Consider the following 15,769-nt stretch of genomic DNA (forward strand, 5'->3'; position numbering starts at 1 on the left):
AGCGTTCCGGGAAGCCTACCGCAAGATTTAAGATTAAGAGGGAGAGCAGACCAGAAAGGTGTGACCTATTTTCTGTTTCAATCACACGGTATGCGGCTAGGAGAGGCATGGCATAAGAGGGGATTTTAGGGGGACATTCGCGTCCCTTTCCCTACTTGAGCGCTGCCGGGCGGCTGCGGCGAAGCGTTATTCCGTTTCCCAGCTTTGACTGAGACTGGATCGGCCTTACCTGGATCGGCTGTGTTTCTCTTTTGGTTCAAACGCTCGAGCATGGTCAGTCTTAATTAATCCTAATTGGGCCAAAATGGCCAAAAATTATTAAACGTGTACAGTAGGTTTGAGCTCCGTAGCCTGCCTATTGTTTAGTATGAGTAACTCGCGCCCTCGACCATTTGGATCGCAAGACTGTACGAGCATTGCTGCTGATCAACCGATTATTATGCCCATTAATGTTGGAAATTTGGTCCATGGATTTGGTTTTCCAAAAAAAATCTAAGGATTAAGAATTTAGCAGTCCTACAGGTAGAGTTTACTACAGATCACCTTGATGCCTTTCTTCCCACTGGAGGCATGCGTGCTACGTGGTACTCACCGAGATTTGGGAGGATTTGCAACCGAGTACAAAAAAGGACGTACCAGTTTTCACCATGATAATAGCGCCTATTTGATGGGTTTAAAGCAATCGGACAGCGTGCCATCCTGCTAAGCTGTAGCACTCCCGCCTATCGAAGCATATGATCCTCCAAATGCAGAGAGATGTACACGTGATTCAGACGCGGGCGTTACAGGTTTTCGGGAGTTAGAAAATCTCTATCCTTGCTATGCTATATGGCACCAACCCTCCAGCTTGGCTATGAACCTCCAGATAAAGGTGCACTTCCGTGCGCCTGAATGAAGCAGGGAGTCAGGACCAGATTAGCTAACCAAATTCGCGTCCCACCAGAGGGGCCAACCTGCTATTTTTTGGATAGCATCTTACGCATAGCTCTCAACAGGTTTGCAGTAACTAATCCTGGTCTCGGGGAAGATCTCTCAGAGGTGCTCTATTGGTCACTCACCAAACTGTCCCTCTTCCGAGCTGTCAGCACCTTCCTCTCAAGCTGAGGCAATGGATTGTTCCTGGTCAGATAGAGCTGGATTATAGAAAAGATGTTCTGAGTAGTCCAATAGAGTGCTAGGCCGCTGGCGTAATTGTAACAAAATGCAAGGAAAACGAGCGGCATAAAGTAAAAAATCCTTTGCTGTAGCACATCACCACTCTTTGGAGAAATGGCCATTTGCCACACCATCGTGACTGCCATCAAAATAGGTAACAGATTGATCGGAAACCCTTGCAAGTGTAGCACAGTATCGGGCTGAGAAAGATCACGGATCCAAAGGAATGAGCTATTTCTCAGTTCGATAGAGGTACCCAACATAGTGTAAAACCCAAAGAAAATTGGAATTTGAATCAACATAGGAAGGCAACCGCCAAAGGGGTTTACGCCGTATTCACGATATAATTTCATCATTTCCTCATTCGTTCTCTTAGGATCATCCTTGTATTTTTCTCGTAGTTTGGTAACCCTCGGCGCAAGTAGGGACATCTGCCGCATGGTGCGCGTGGCCTTGTTCTGTAAAGGCCAGAGGCCCAGTTTTATCAGCAATGTTAGTACCACGATGGCCCATGCGTAGTTTCCAAACACGCCATAGAGCCAGTTCATTGTCCAGAGTAACCACTCGCTGACAAACCTGAAGGGGCCATATTGCAGGAGGCCGTCTTGCCCATCGCCCATAGCTTGCAGGCGGTTCAGCTCTTTGGGGCCCGAGTAGATAGTAAAAGATTGCACTTTGCTCTCTCCAGGTGCTAGGCGGAATCCTGATAGCCCTATTCCTCCCTTGATTCCGTATGACTGCGTATTGTTGCCTTGCGGGGGTGTCCGACTTGCCCATACACTATTCCCTGAAGAATCAGACACTACAAGAAAGGTACAAAAGTACTGGTTGCTCACGGCAGCCCACCTAACAGAAGTGGCTCCATACTGGTAAAATTTGGTAGGTGCACGTCTTTCAATCCCAAGAAGTGGTACTCTGGAGCCGTCGAACCAGTCTATATCAATGGAAGTTAATTTACTGCCGTTTGACCAATTAAATTGAGTGTAGCTTGGGAGATCATTGGGGTGAATAGGAACTGCGTTCCCAACGCTAATCCAGTAGGAAGGCCAGCTGACACCGGAAGAAGTTGGATTATAAAAGGCAACCTCAAGCCGGATTTTATATTGATTGGACCAGTCTCTGTCAGGAAGGAGAAAAAAGCGCTTAGTAATCTGTATGCCATTTTTGGAGGTTTTGGTAAAACATATAGACTGTGCAGCTCTGTCGACCACCATCGCAAAACCCCCTAAGAGGTCGGTAGGAGACACCCATAGAGCCCCGATGGGGAGTTTGGAATCGCTGTTGAGCGCAATTGGCCTATGATTATCTCCTAGATGTTTTTGAACGGCAATTTTTGAGAGCCCACCCAAAAAGCTGGTAAACCAATAGTCTGCTATGGTGTTACGTAGTATAGCAGTCTTAAAGGTGATTGGTGCTGCGGAAGAAGGGAGGTGTGGAGGGGATAAGACCGAAGAGGGAGGGGCAAAAGTTGTCTGAGAGGGCTTCTCTGGGTAGTTTTGTCCTGGAGCAAAGTTCTTGAGATAATACCACTCCCAGGCGGTTAGACTGATGATGGACAGGGCAAGCCCTGCCCAAGACTTACGGTCCATGTAATTTGGAAACAGGGGCCTCAGGATGAAGCTCCGGGATTGGATCGTGGCCCCATCCACCCCAGGGATGGCATTTACAAATACGGGAGAGCGCTAGCATTGACCCCCGTAAAAACCCGTGTAGCCAGATAGCCTCCATTGCATATCGGGAGCAAGTAGGCTCAAATCGACATCCATAGCCTGGCCCAACTAGGATATGGAGACAAGGGGAAATAAGGAAACGGTATCCATTCAATGGGAGCAAAAAAAGGAATTTTCTCATGAGGGAGAAGGTGCAATCAAAAAAGCTTGCGTACAAGAAACAGGCACTCCCTCTCTAGTTCTGGAAATGCAGTTGAATCCGCTCCAGATTGTGCTATAACCACCATCCAATGGTGAGAGATACCTTGTGGGTGGAGCTTGCGAAAAATCTCCCTCAACCTACGCCGGAGGCGGTTTCTTACCACCGCCCCCCCGACTTTCTTAGATACCACTAATCCAATCCGTAAACTGCCGCGATGCACATCCCCCCCCTCAGCGCCCTCAGTCATTAGGCAGGAGATGCGCAGGGAGGAAGAGCGGACTGTTTTACCAAGCCGCGTCACTCTACGAAAGTCCCTGGAAGAAGTCAGCTGTGCAACCTTTGGTCGACCATAGCCAGCAGTAACTAGTTCTGAAATCTGGCCTTCCACTTTAGGCTCTAGTATGCCGTTGGTAGGTAACTTCGGCCCCTTTTGGGAGTAGGCGCTCACGTCCGCGTTGACGCCGGCTACTTAAAATGGCCCGTCCTGTCTTTGTTTTCATGCGTGCCCGGAAGCCAAACTGCCGCTTCCGCGCGCGTTTGGATGGTTGATAAGTGCGTTTCATGAAAAACAGAAATCGATGGGTTCCACCGTGAAGACATTCCCACCTAGTGTCAACTTGGAAATCCCTTCAGGTAGAGAAGAGACCTCCCCGAGGGGCTCTACAACCTTCCCTTAGTGTACGGTGGAGAGGTCTCAGATGAGGGAAACAGCTGCCCGTGGCAGAGTGCGTGGCAACAAGCCGCCGGCTCTCTGTCCAAAAAGAAAAGCTAGAAAATGGTAGGTCCTTCACATACCGAGTAGCGCAGTCCAGCAGACAGGTAGCCCGCCTCTGACTCTATGTTTGGTTAATGCACAATACTACTCCCTCCATTTCCCATCAGATTCCTAGAGCGATAACAATAAGGGGGGTGGCAGGATCTTCTATGCCTCCCTGAGGCCTTTTCCTAGATCTCCTGGAGTCCCTTTCTTCCTAGCCCCACCCCAAGGCATGAGAATGGAAGAGGGCGAATGACGGAACAGGGTATGTGGTACACGTTATTAAAAGCCTTCACCCACCTGGAAATCTCCCGTGTAGCCAGTGCAGAGAAAACCGCCGACCAGGACAGTCTGTAGGCCTAGAATTTACCTCCATGTGACCACGCACCATGACCCGGCGCCTTTTGGAACGCCCAACACGGGCCTGCAAGCAAGAAGTAAGCTCTTCGAAAGCAGCCAGCTGTTGCGGGGTCGGTGTATGTCGATTGAAATCCCCCACTAGACAGATCCCTATAGCAATGTTATTCAGTCGGTCGCTTGCTACGTGCCCGCCATTGATCTGCCTTCTCCAGCGATTACCAACCTCAATCTCTCCATCCCTAGAAAGTCTGCCGTTGCCTACAACAAAGTGGTAGGCAAGTCCGTTTTTCATCCGGCGTACTCGCCGATGATAAGCATCAAAAGCACGAGCGTTGCCCCTTCTGGTTCCACTATTGTGTACGATGATATACTTCCACCGTCCTCTCCTCACAGGAGCCTGATCAATAGCCTGGCGTACAGCGGGTGTTAGAAACCGATATGCCCTTCTGGGATGTTTGACGCTTCGGCAAGCGATTACAGGCTTCCGCCGAGGGACGGATTTAACAGCATGGACTGTCCTAACGACCGTGTTACTAGGACTGCCTTTATCTGAAGCTAATCGACTCCTTACCTGAGGGGATGGTGGCTTCCTTGGGAAAATCGGTTGAGCTATTAGTGCTCTATCGGGGGGATCTGAAGACCAGCTGGCAGCGAAAATATTCTCTTTACGGGAATTCGAGCAAGGCTGTGTCGCCGCTGCCGATGGAGCGATTGGTAGTGAGGGAATACCAGCCTGGCCTCCCTTCCGGATCGCAAGAAAGAGTTCCTTCCTTTTTTGTTCACTCAAGACCACTAAGGAAGGTGCTGAAGGGATGCTCTGTTTAAAACTAGAGGATGCATTGCCAGTTAGCAGAGCCGCCACACCGAGAACGAGTATGATAGGCTTCCCTAGCTTCCAAGAGCGGAGAGGCTGTTTTCCAAACTGGTGTAAGTGGTTCTCTTTCATACTGTTAAATCTCTTGTTAGAAATAGAGGAGAGTCTCTACTGAACTTGATAAAAGTGGGCCACTCCTACATGGATATCTATGCATAGACCAAATTCTATGAGGGAGAGTGCTGCATACCAATCGCAGAAAAACGCTCTTCAGCCATCGGTAGCACTCCAACTCGGCAGTTTCTTTTTTTGAAAGACAACTTTTCCGAAAGGGGGCCCCGGCTAGGCAAACTTGGGTCCAGAAGACTCACGGCTGAGGGAGATCCATTTTTACTATTTTTACAGGGACGAAAAGCACCACAACGCTCCGGAAGAGCGTAGGAAGGCAAGGCGTGGGTACGGGCACAATCTTCAAGATTTCGGTTTCCTACCATAAAGGACTCGGACAAGATATAGCCCTTGTGCAGGAGCTATGTATAGACTTTTCCGCCGCTCCACCGAAGAACCTAGCAATAATCTGGCAACCTGACCGATATCCTCTCTTCTCTGCCCAAGCCGTATAAGAGTGCCGGCAAGTACGCGAACCATTTTGTAGAGAAATCCATCTCCCTCAAAAGTCAGCCGAACTTCCCCGCCAGAATGGCGACTAATTCGCACAGCGTGCAGTGTACGCAGAGTGCTATCTGGCCTTCTTCCATTAACTGAAAAGGATATAAAATTGTGTCGACCCTCGAAGAGGGTCGCGTTGGAACACAGTACCCTGAAGTCAAGAAAGTTAGGTACGTGCCAAACACGGCCACGCTCCAACGGGGGAAGCACTTCCGAGTTCCAGACCCGATACCGATAGATCTTGCCAACGGAAGTAAAGCGTGCATGAAAGCTGGATGTAGTCTGCAACACTTTTGATACGCGCACTGCCCCGGGAAGATTAGCATTCAGCGCCCGACGCCAATCGGAAAGATCCATTCTCCTCTCCGGTATATCCGCGTGAGCACATTGTGCCAAGGCGTGTACACCAGCATCTGTCCTACTGGCTCCATGAACGGTAATACGCTTACCAATAATCCTGAAAAACGCCCTTTCAATGACACCCTGGACTGTCTCCCCTTTCAGCTGGTTTTGCCATCCGAGAAACGGCGCTCCGTCGTAACTTATGATTAATTTCAATCGCATACACAGGAACGCATCCAAGGTCCAGCTTCACAAAAGGTATTCTTCCAGCTCCTCTACTTTACGCAGCCCTACTCGTCCGACGCAGCGGCTTTCTTATCGCTTTCTTATCTAATCTATCTTGTCTGTGAGATGGAGTAGGAACACACTTTTGTCTCCACTGCCCGACAGTCTCGCAGGCAGCAGATTTTTTTCGAGTGCTTTTACAAGCCGGCACCTCTCAAAATATTGCTGGGAAGCAAGAAATTACTAACCACTCATCCACTTGCCATTCTGCGTCGATTTTAGACATCTTGTGCGTGGCCTTACTTACGCCCAAATTGGTGGAGACCCAACCTCCCCCCTATAAAGTTGGTGGTTGGTCCGCGACTGACCAGATACGCACAGCCCCCTAACTCTGATTAGTCTATCGGCACGCCCTACATTGAGATCCTACCCACGAAAATTTCCTTGCAAGGAAGGGAAGGCTTCTTTAAATACGGTGTTGCGATCGTTATGGCAAAGAAATCGTGGCTTGAGCGAGACAAGCGCAAACTCAGAACGGTTCAAAAGTATGCTGCCCTGCGGGCCGAGCTTAGGGCCAAGAGGGATTATGTGTCCCTGGCTCAGCTTCCTCGCGATGCCAGTCCGACCCGGTTGGTAAATCGATGTCAGATCACAGGGCGCCGCCGCGCCTTCATTCGCAGATTTCGACTGTCTCGCATCACCTTTCGTGAACTTGCCTCTGCTGGCCTCATTCCAGGAGTCACGAGGTCTAGCTGGTAGCAACAGGAGAGCAGGGGGCCGCAGAGAACCCTCCTTTGTCGTCACCGCGAAATGCCCCCCGGTGCTGCACTCTCTACTCTACTATAGATGTTCTCAGATGTTCTTCCGGAGTACCTCCCGAGGGGAGCCTTCTCGAAGGAGAAGTTTCCGGGAGGCGGCTATGGCTGCAGCTGCATTCCCTTTCCCATTGGTTTTTCCCTCGTCGCCTCGATGACTTCATGAATCTAGCCGTCACCCGCCCATTTTTGGTGGATTCCCCAGGAAGGGCCATCACAGAATGGGACTTTCCAGACCTTATCCTTTTCAAATTCTGCGCAATTTTCCTCCTTGTGCTCGTGAACAGTTTTTTTGTTGCCTCAGAATTTGCCATCGTTAAGGTACGCTCCACTCAGTTAGAAACCCTCCTGGAAGGGGGTAATCGCGCGGCTCAAGAGGCAAAGAAAGTCACCTCCAGCCTAGATGCCTACCTCTCTGCTACCCAATTAGGAATCACCATTGCAAGCTTAGCATTGGGTTGGATTGGTGAACCGTTCCTAGCCAGTATGATCGCTCCACTTATCTACAAGGTAGGCATTCAAACACCAGCAATTATTCACGGTACTTCAACCTTTTTTGGGCTTCTCACGGTTACTATAGTACATATCGTCTTTGGAGAAATGACTCCGAAGTCCCTGGCCATTTGTAAAGCCCTGCCCATTACACTCTTTGTTAGCCGTCCGCTCCAGTGGTTTCACTGGCTTTTCCGCCCTTTTATTCAATTACTAAACTGGCTGTCCAGCGCGCTCCTACGACATGTTCTGCACATCCAACCTGCTAAAAGCTCTGAACTTGTTCATAGTGAAGAAGAGCTACGTATGATCCTCTCTGAGAGTGAGAAATCCGAGAAAGTCACCTCTATGGGGAAAGAGTTCCTCATTAACATATTGGATCTGCGTAGACGCGTAGTCAGAGATATCATGACACCCCGTGGAGAGGTAGTCTACCTTGATGTCGAGGAACCTTTCAATCAAGAGATACGTCGAGCCATTACCTCACGCCACACTCGCCTGCCCCTTTGCCGTGGACACCTAGATAACTCCTTTGGCCTTGTTCATATTAAGGATCTGCTTGCCTTGGTATATGAGAGTAAAACGGATTGGATGGCAATTCGTAGGGACCTTCTCCACGTTTCGGAAATAATGGGATTAGAAAAACTCCTCCGCCTCTTTCTTAACAAACATGCACATCTGGCTGTTGCTGTGGACGAATATGGAGGTGCTGTAGGTATCGTCACCCTAGATAATATCCTGGAAGAAATTGTTGGTTCCATCCAGGATGAGTTTGACACTAGAAAGCAAGAGTTTCAGAAAATAAGCGAACAGGAGTTTACAGTAGACGGAGTCCTCGCCCTTTACGAGCTTGCGGAGATGGCTAGTCTTAACTTTGGAACCTCAGAGGTAAGTACTATCGGTGGCTATATTACGTCCGTACTTGGTCATATTCCTTTCAAAGGGGAACATGTCTGCATTGGTGACTACTTAGCGACCGTTATTGATACGGATGGACGGCGCGTCCTGCGCGTCCATTTCAAGAAACTCCAGTAGTCAATCATGCTGGAGTATATGACTCTCACTTACTTTTTGCGGGAGCCCCTTGGAGGAAAGGGCTGTGCTGCTTTGATTGTCTCACAATCAAGCCTCCATCCATGGGACTTTCTCTTGCCGGATGAAAGAGAGTGTTGGCCTGCTGCTTACCACCGATGCAGCGGGGAAACGTGTAGGAAATCGAAGAGTATATGCCGCCTACTGAATGTGTCGAATCTCTGGCCTTGAGCGGTATGGATAGTATAAATGCATTATGTCTATGAAGCCAAACGGGAAGCCCTACTTTAAAAATCTCAAATGCCGCGAGTGTGGCCGCCTCTATCCCAAGGAGGCGATACATGTCTGCGAGTTCGATTTTGGGCCATTGGAGGTCGTCTATGATTATCGCGCAATCAAAGAAACTCTCAGTCGCTCTCTCATCGAGGCCCGGCCACGTTCTATGTGGCGTTACGAGGAGCTCCTCCCCGTTGAAGGAGAGCCAACAGTTGGTCTTCAGGTAGGATTTACACCATTAATCCGCGCTGTTCGATTGGCCGCATTCCTTGGCGTCAAGGAACTGTGGGTTAAGAATGATAGCGTTAATCATCCAACTCTTTCCTTTAAGGATCGCGTGGTGTCCGTAGCGCTCTCCCGCGCTAAAGAACTGGGATTTCAGGTGGTCGCTTGTGCTTCAACGGGCAATCTCGCAAATTCTGTGGCTGCTCATGCTGCTGCGGCTGGCATGAAAAGCTATGTCTTTATTCCTCATAATCTAGAGCAAGGCAAAGTGCTGGCCTCCCTCGTATACGGAACCCGAGTCGTCGGCGTCCGGGGTTCATATGACCTCGTGAATCGGCTCTGCTTGGAAATTGTTGGGAAATATGGATGGGGGTTTGTTAACGTTAATCTTCGCCCGTATTATGCTGAAGGCTCTAAGACGATAGGCTTTGAAATTCTGGAGCAACTCGGGTGGCGCATCCCTGATCATACGGTAGCTTGTATGGCCAGCGGTTCCTTGCTTACCAAGGTTTATAAAGCATACCAAGAAGCTGCTCTCGTCGGACTAGTTAAGGAGATCCCCTTTTCTATCCACGGGGCACAAGCCACGGGCTGCTCTCCGATCAGTACAGCCTTCAGACAGAACACCGACGTTGTGAAACCCGTTTCCTGCCCTCAGACCATTGCAAAGTCCCTAGCTATTGGCACTCCGGCTGACGGTTACTACGCTATTCATACTATGTGGAAGACCGGAGGAAGTTGTGAGGACGTTACTGATGAAGAAATTATCCATGGTATGCAATTCCTTGCAGAATATGAGGGCATCTTTGCCGAGCCTGCAGGGGGGGTCACTGTCGCTTGTGCCAAGAAGCTCATCGAGAATGGAAGCATCTTGCGCGATAGCACGATTGTCCTTTGCATTACTGGCAATGGACTAAAAACCCAGGAAGCCGTTAGTGGACAATCCGAGGCGGTTCGCGTCATTGAACCCTCCATTTCTGCGTTTGACAAGTGCTTTATGTTGGGTTAGCCACTAGATGGTTCTTCCCTATGCACCTTGTTTTTTGCAATCTGCTCCCATGTCAATTCATATCCGTATTCCCGCTCCGCTGCGTAAACTGACCTCCGAGGCAGATGTTGTCACTGTGGAGGGTACTACCGTTGCTGAGGTTCTCGTTCGGCTTGATCAGACTTACCCAGGCATTGGAGAACGTATTTGTGACGCAAACGGAGACGTTCGCCGCTTTATTAATATTTTTGTCAATGGTGAAGATATTCGGTTTCTCCAGGAGAAGGCTACGCCTGTTGCAGACGGAGATGAGGTTAGTATTCTTCCAGCGATTGCTGGTGGCTAAGTTACTAGGGGATCCGTAGGAAAAAATCTTTTTTTCTTGCTAAGCTAAGGGCTTGGAAAGGGGAAGTCTAATGGAAGTCCTTCATGGAAGGAGGAGAGGAGATAGAAGTTGTGCGGCCTTACATGACCGGTGGTACACTGAAATTGATTAGCCCAGTACGGGGTTCCGAAGCTAGTAGGTTTTGCTCCTTCAGTTGAAGTTTGCGCCATAGCCTCTCTTTATCTGTACGCGTGCGGTAGGGGCAGGGGGGTCGTCGTGCTTGTGGTTTGAAAAAAAAGAAGAGGCGCCCCCCAGGAGGGGGTTTTCCTTAAGGGAAGTAGATTCCCCAACACAGAAACAACCCCCCCTTTGATGCTTCTCCAGAAGAGTTTTCTGAAAAAAGCAAAACCGCCAAATGGGCAGTCCCTCGTCTCCTCTCCCCATAGAGGAAGGTAGTTCAAGTTCAAGTCCAGTGACGAGATAGGGTGGCTTATAGTCGCACAGCCTGGTATCTTTTTTTTGCCTTTCTATCTGCCTTCTTCTGCCATAACTCAAAAAAGGATTATTTTTCTATCATGGATATCTCGTCCCGCCTTAAAGAACTAGCTCCATCTCTCACCCTTACTATTGACAGTAAGTCCAAAGCTATGAAAGCCTCAGGCATCGACATTTATAGTTTCGGTACTGGCGAACCTGACTTCGACACACCTAGGCATATTAAAGCTGCCGCTATTTCTGCTTTGGAGGAAGGATGTACCAAGTATACTGCCAGCTCAGGGATTTTTGAGTTGCGCAAGGCCATTTCCGAGAAATTTTGGCTAGACAATCGCCTAGAGTACAACCCAGACAGTCAAATCGTTGTCAGCAACGGTGCCAAGCAATCCTGTTACAATGCTATCATGGCTTGCATTGAAGAGGGAGACGAAGTGATCATCCCGGCCCCGTACTGGTTGAGCTATCTGGAAATGGTGCGGCTAGCGGGTGGTACACCTGTTGTGGTTCCTACTCGAGAAGAAAGCGCCTGGAAGCTGACCGCTTCGGAATTTGAGAACGCTATGACGCCTAAAACAAAGATGATTATAGTAAACTCACCAGGCAATCCATCAGGTTCTGTCTACACTGTCGAAGAACTGCGTGCAATTTCTAAGGTAGCTGTTGAAGAAGGAATTTATATTCTCTCAGATGAGATCTATGAGAAGCTCATCTATGACGATGCCGAGCACGTAAGTGTTGCTTCACTGACATCTGAAGCGTATGGGCTAACCATTACCGTCAACGGGCTCAGTAAGGCCTATGCCATGACCGGTTGGCGTCTCGGTTACTTGGGGGCTCCCGAACCAATAGCCTGCGCAGTTGACTCTATACAAAGTCACAGCACCTCTAACCCTTGCTCCTTTTCCCAGAGAGGAGCTATCGCTGCATTAAAGGGCAGTCAACAGTGTGTAGCCGATATGCGAGAAGAACTCAATCTCCGTAGAAAATATGTACTAAGCCGTATTTCTAAAATTCCCAGAGTTACAACCGTTGTACCTCAGGGTGCTTTTTATGTGCTTATCAACATTGGTCAGCTAGGGCTAGGCTCCCAGAATTTCGTAGATCGCCTATTAAGTAAGACAAATGTTGTTGCAATCCCAGGAATTGCCTTCGGAAATGATCAAACCATTAGGATTAGCTACGCTGCCAGCATGGATATAATTAAAAAGGGATTGGATCGTTTTGAGGAGTTTTGTCAGATGATCTAGAACACTCCTATGGTCGATTGTGGAGAAACTGAGGGAGAGTCTGGGTGTTTTCACCTTGGAGAAGAAAAAGGGGGGCAATAAAAAAGGAGGGGCAACACGGAGTAGTAAGGTTGACTTAAAAGGTCGGAATTGTCCTCAGCTTTTGAAGCTTCTAGTGGCAATCAGTCGAAGGCCCTCCAAGGTTAACTTCGGATTGATCGTGTCGAAGAATGGTAAGCGGTTGCCAATTAGCTTAGCATCGCCTCCGGTTGCAATGACAGATGGAGTGGATCTGTCGCTAAAAAGCTCGTGGTGGATTTGGGAGAGAATTTCTCGAATCAGGCCTCGATAGCCAATCACAGCTCCGGAACGTATGGCTTCCTCGCTAGATTTCCCAAGGACAGAACGTGGCTCGCGTAACCGTACTCGTGGTAACAAGGCGGTTCGTTGGTAGAGGTACTCGCTGAACACAGCTAGCCCGGGCGCAATGACTCCACCCACATAACTTCCGGCCGTAGAAAGCACGTCAAAAGTTACGGCCGTTCCAAAGTCCACCACAATGGCTGGAATCCTGTAGAGCGAGACACAGGCAACGGCATTTGCGAGCCGATCGGCTCCAATGTGTCCTGGATTGGGATAGTCGATAGAAATACCCAAGTTAGCTTCCGGATTTACCCAGAGAATGGGAACAGATAGAGCACTAGCAACTGCTGGATTTCGAGAGGGTACAACTGATGCTATGACCGCATAGGCAAAGGGCCAATTAGCAATAACAGCCCTAAGGCGACCTGTTGTTAGTCTAGCTGTAGCAATGCGGCGGATTGTTTTCAGTCGCTTTATGGAACTTAAGGCAACTTTTGTAAAAGTATTACTAATATCTATCAACAAGTAGCATGGTGAGGAATCATACATGGGTAATGCAAGAGACTGCAGTCGCGGCGACCCTACCATATAGATCACCCCTGTCGCCAGATGGGGAATGGGATAGACTGCAAAAGCCCCCGGAGGGGGGGGGGAAGGTCGGTTGTAAGTCCTTTGGAAATAAATAAAGATGACCTTACTTATTATCTAAGTTCAGGAACAACTCTCACTAACTACAGGGCTAGCGAGACCAGTAACGCGTTAACCGCCACAGAGTCCTCTTCGCTTTCCCTCACCTCTACCCCTTCCTCTTTATTTCCCGGCGGCGCAAAGAAAATTCCTCTCAGAGGGAGGAATTAGAGGAAGGGGACATGAAGTGTTAGGCATTGTGTTGCCCCCACTGTAACGCTGGAAGGAAGAACGAGTTGTAAGCCGGATTCTGTACAACAGCCCTCAGCTATAGCCAAGATACCGATGCGATGACCATTTCTCTGTCTTATCTAGTAGGACAAGACCCCGACCAAGGTCGGGTGCGACTTAATACCCGGAGTTTCCAGGGGGAAACGACCCCCCATCGGGCAGGCGACCCATCCTCCTATTTAGTCTTGCACCACATGGGGTTTTTCATACCCCCTCGCTTACGCTTGGGGTGGTGGGCTCTTACCCCGCCTTTTCACCATTTCCAGACAAGCCGAGCAAGCCCGGCAAGCTGGCTGTCTATTCTCTGTGACACTTTCCGTCGTGCAGAACTTACGTACCACACTCCCACGCGTTTTTCTTCTTCCCTTCTCCCCTTCTCTTTACGTGGCATGCTGCCTTCTGGTGTCCGGACTTTCCTCTTTATCACCTGGAGATAAAGCAGCCATCCCTCGCCCATCCTTCCTGGGAAGAGGATAGGGAAAAGAGAGGTAAATGACAACCTAAAAAATGCTTTAAACATTGACGCCGCTTAAATTGGTGGGAATTTCTTCTATCACTTGCTTCAGAGTATTCTCAAAGGGTACGTATTGTCTTACCACTGGTGGTACCTGTCATGGAGACTATTGAATTTCGTAGGCCAAGGAACCTAGATTGGCCCCGTGCAGCGGCACTTCTCTACGGAGATTGGGGAACAAGTAAGGCCTATGTTCTAGGATTGGCATTCGTAACATCCGGGTTTTCCTCTCTGCCAATTATCCTGGCTGTTTGTGGCCTAACAGCCCTCGTGGGTGCCAACTACGTGGTAATCTGTCGGTGTTTTCCGGAGGGAGGTGGGGTCTATTCATCGGCCCGGAGTCAATCCCGTCTGCTCGCGATAATTGGAGCGCTTCTTTTGGTTGCTGACTTAACGGTAACTGCCGCCTTAAGTGGTTGGGCAGCACTGAGTTACTTAGAAGTGCCAAGTCAGTACGTTCTTGCCGGGACCATTGCTGTAATTTCAACTGTTGGAATTCTCAATTATTTTGGCCCTCGCCCTAGTGGGAGCTTGGCTGTGGTTCTTGCTGTTCCAACTATTCTAGTGGTAGTGGTGACTTTTCTTCTAAGCGTGCCCCACCTTTCTATGAAACTACCCGTCCATGGAATGGGGATAGAGCGTACTTGGAGCTCCTTTGTAAGTGTCATTCTGGCCCTGAGCGGTGTGGAGGCCATCGCGAATCTGACAGGGATTCTCAAGCTAGATAAGGGCTCGTCTGTAGTTAGGCCGCAAGTTGGCAGAACAGCCTTCAGGGCAATTTTACCAGTAGCCATTGAGGTGAGTGTAGGAACCGCCCTGTTAGGCTGGGCAATGCTTTCCATACCAGAGGAACTCTCTCAAGAAATGTTCAGACGCGGAGAGGACATGATTCGCTTTATAGCTGAATTTTACGGGGGGGTGGCATTTGGGGTTACATTTTCCAAGATTTATGGATTTTCGGTAGGTATCATTTTTTCCCTCCTCCTATTTAGTGCTGTGAACACAGCAGTAACTGCTCTCGTTGGCTTACTGTTTATAACTGCGAGAGATGGGGAAATGCCACGGGCCTTTCTACGTTTAAATTCTCACGGAGTGCCCGTTGCTCCATTGGCAATCGCAGTTGCTCTCCCCTGTCTAGTCTTGGTTTCCACTAATAGTTTTGAGGCCTTAGCTGGGCTCTACGCGATTGGAGTGGTAGGTGCTATCTGCGTGAATCTGGGATCGTGCTCCTTAAATTGGAACCTAACAATGCACCCCTTCGAGCGATGGATCATGTTTATTACCTTTTTGATATTGGTGGCCGTCGAACTGACGTTGGCTCGAACCAAACCCGATGCGCTCTTCTTCGTTCTTTGCGTTTTGGTTATAGGACTCTCCCTAAGAGCCTACGTACAGAGGTTGTCTGGGTTGCGTACGGTAACAATTTCTAGGGAAATAGCAGATATTGCTGAGTCGGAGGAAATTGAAAAAGTGTTGCGGTTTCGGGCCGCTTCTCAGAGGATTTTAGTGTGCCTACGGGGAGTAACGTCGGCGCTGGAGTTTGCCTTTGACGAGGCGTTATTACGTCGTGCTGAACTCTATATACTCTACGTGCGGGAGGTAGTGGTACTGTATCCGGGGATGCACATGGCTCCTTCACGCTGGGAAGAGGACCCTCAAGCAAGTGTTATCCTCAACACCGCCCTTAAGATGGGTAAAGAGCGTGGCATCCCGGTGGTACCTGTATTTGCTAGCGCCGCTGCTCCAGCGGGAATTATCGTGGATCTGGCAGCAACTCTGGGGGCGGACTTCCTCATCTTAGGTTCTTCTAATCGCTCCACTATGGACAAGGTCCTCAAGGGAAATGTAGCCTCACAAGTCGCTGCCAATCTCCCTGATAGTATTCCAATCCTTATTTACGGCTAGT

General features: G+C 49.3%; 13 protein-coding genes and 1 other RNA gene. 6 read left to right on the forward strand and 8 right to left on the reverse strand.

From position 1 onward, the window contains the following. Positions 1-1,043: 1,043 nt before the first annotated feature. The 6 genes from JMM79_02020 to truA form a co-directional block, all read right to left on the reverse strand. Entirely contained in the window at positions 1,044-2,744 is a 1,701-nt protein-coding gene (locus tag JMM79_02020; protein QQY08712.1) for a YidC/Oxa1 family insertase periplasmic-domain containing protein, read from the reverse strand. Next, a complete protein-coding gene (gene yidD / locus JMM79_02025; GenBank protein ID QQY08033.1) occupies positions 2,734-3,006 on the reverse strand; it encodes a membrane protein insertion efficiency factor YidD in 273 nt (90 codons plus the stop codon). The genes JMM79_02020 and yidD overlap by 11 nt, the downstream gene beginning before the upstream one ends. 16 nt (positions 3,007-3,022) lie before the next feature. Then, the gene (gene rnpA, locus JMM79_02030; GenBank protein ID QQY08034.1) at positions 3,023-3,475 is read right to left on the reverse strand and encodes a ribonuclease P protein component; all 453 of its coding nucleotides are present in this window, start codon (positions 3,473-3,475) and stop codon (positions 3,023-3,025) included. Next, positions 3,417-3,590, reverse strand: coding sequence for a 50S ribosomal protein L34 (gene rpmH / locus JMM79_02035; protein QQY08035.1), 174 nt, complete (start codon positions 3,588-3,590; stop codon positions 3,417-3,419). Before rpmH ends, rnpA begins: the two co-directional genes overlap by 59 nt. A 486-nt stretch (positions 3,591-4,076) precedes the next feature. Continuing rightward, positions 4,077-5,090, reverse strand: a complete 1,014-nt coding sequence (locus JMM79_02040) for an N-acetylmuramoyl-L-alanine amidase (protein ID QQY08036.1) — start codon at positions 5,088-5,090, stop codon at positions 4,077-4,079. 339 nt (positions 5,091-5,429) lie between these two features. Beyond that, positions 5,430-6,191 carry a tRNA pseudouridine(38-40) synthase TruA gene (gene truA, locus JMM79_02045; protein QQY08037.1) on the reverse strand — a complete coding sequence of 254 codons (762 nt, stop codon included), beginning with the start codon at positions 6,189-6,191 and terminating at the stop codon, positions 5,430-5,432. A 492-nt stretch (positions 6,192-6,683) separates the two neighbouring features. Here truA and rpsN point away from each other — a divergent pair, with 492 nt between their 5' ends. The 5 genes from rpsN to JMM79_02070 all read left to right on the forward strand — a co-directional run bounded on the left by rpsN (position 6,684) and on the right by JMM79_02070 (position 12,089). After that, positions 6,684-6,953, forward strand: a complete 270-nt coding sequence (rpsN, locus tag JMM79_02050; GenBank protein QQY08038.1) for a 30S ribosomal protein S14 — start codon at positions 6,684-6,686, stop codon at positions 6,951-6,953. Between the two features lie 218 nt (positions 6,954-7,171). Beyond that, positions 7,172-8,536, forward strand: coding sequence for an HlyC/CorC family transporter (locus JMM79_02055; GenBank protein ID QQY08039.1), 1,365 nt, complete (start codon positions 7,172-7,174; stop codon positions 8,534-8,536). 259 nt (positions 8,537-8,795) lie between these two features. Then, positions 8,796-10,043, forward strand: a complete 1,248-nt coding sequence (locus JMM79_02060; protein ID QQY08754.1) for a threonine synthase — start codon at positions 8,796-8,798, stop codon at positions 10,041-10,043. Between the two features lie 49 nt (positions 10,044-10,092). Then, positions 10,093-10,368, forward strand: coding sequence for a MoaD/ThiS family protein (locus tag JMM79_02065; GenBank protein ID QQY08040.1), 276 nt, complete (start codon positions 10,093-10,095; stop codon positions 10,366-10,368). 554 nt (positions 10,369-10,922) lie between these two features. Continuing rightward, complete coding sequence (locus JMM79_02070) at positions 10,923-12,089, forward strand: pyridoxal phosphate-dependent aminotransferase (GenBank protein QQY08041.1); 1,167 nt, start codon at positions 10,923-10,925, stop codon at positions 12,087-12,089. A gap of 135 nt (positions 12,090-12,224) precedes the next feature. Here the strand turns inward: JMM79_02070 and JMM79_02075 are convergent, their stop codons facing one another. Together JMM79_02075 and rnpB are read right to left on the reverse strand one after the other, a co-directional pair. After that, complete coding sequence (locus tag JMM79_02075; GenBank protein QQY08042.1) at positions 12,225-13,019, reverse strand: type III pantothenate kinase; 795 nt, start codon at positions 13,017-13,019, stop codon at positions 12,225-12,227. A 322-nt stretch (positions 13,020-13,341) separates the two neighbouring features. Next, an RNA gene (gene rnpB, locus JMM79_02080) (RNase P RNA component class A) lies at positions 13,342-13,806 on the reverse strand. 156 nt (positions 13,807-13,962) lie between these two features. Between rnpB and JMM79_02085 the strand changes: the two genes are divergently transcribed. Further along, positions 13,963-15,768 (forward strand): amino acid permease, encoded by a 1,806-nt coding sequence (locus JMM79_02085; protein QQY08043.1) that lies wholly within the window; start codon positions 13,963-13,965, stop codon positions 15,766-15,768. Position 15,769: the final 1 nt, after the last annotated feature.

The sequence above is a fragment of the Candidatus Xiphinematobacter sp. genome (assembly GCA_016766635.1).
Classification (GTDB): Bacteria; Verrucomicrobiota; Verrucomicrobiia; order Chthoniobacterales; family Xiphinematobacteraceae; genus Xiphinematobacter.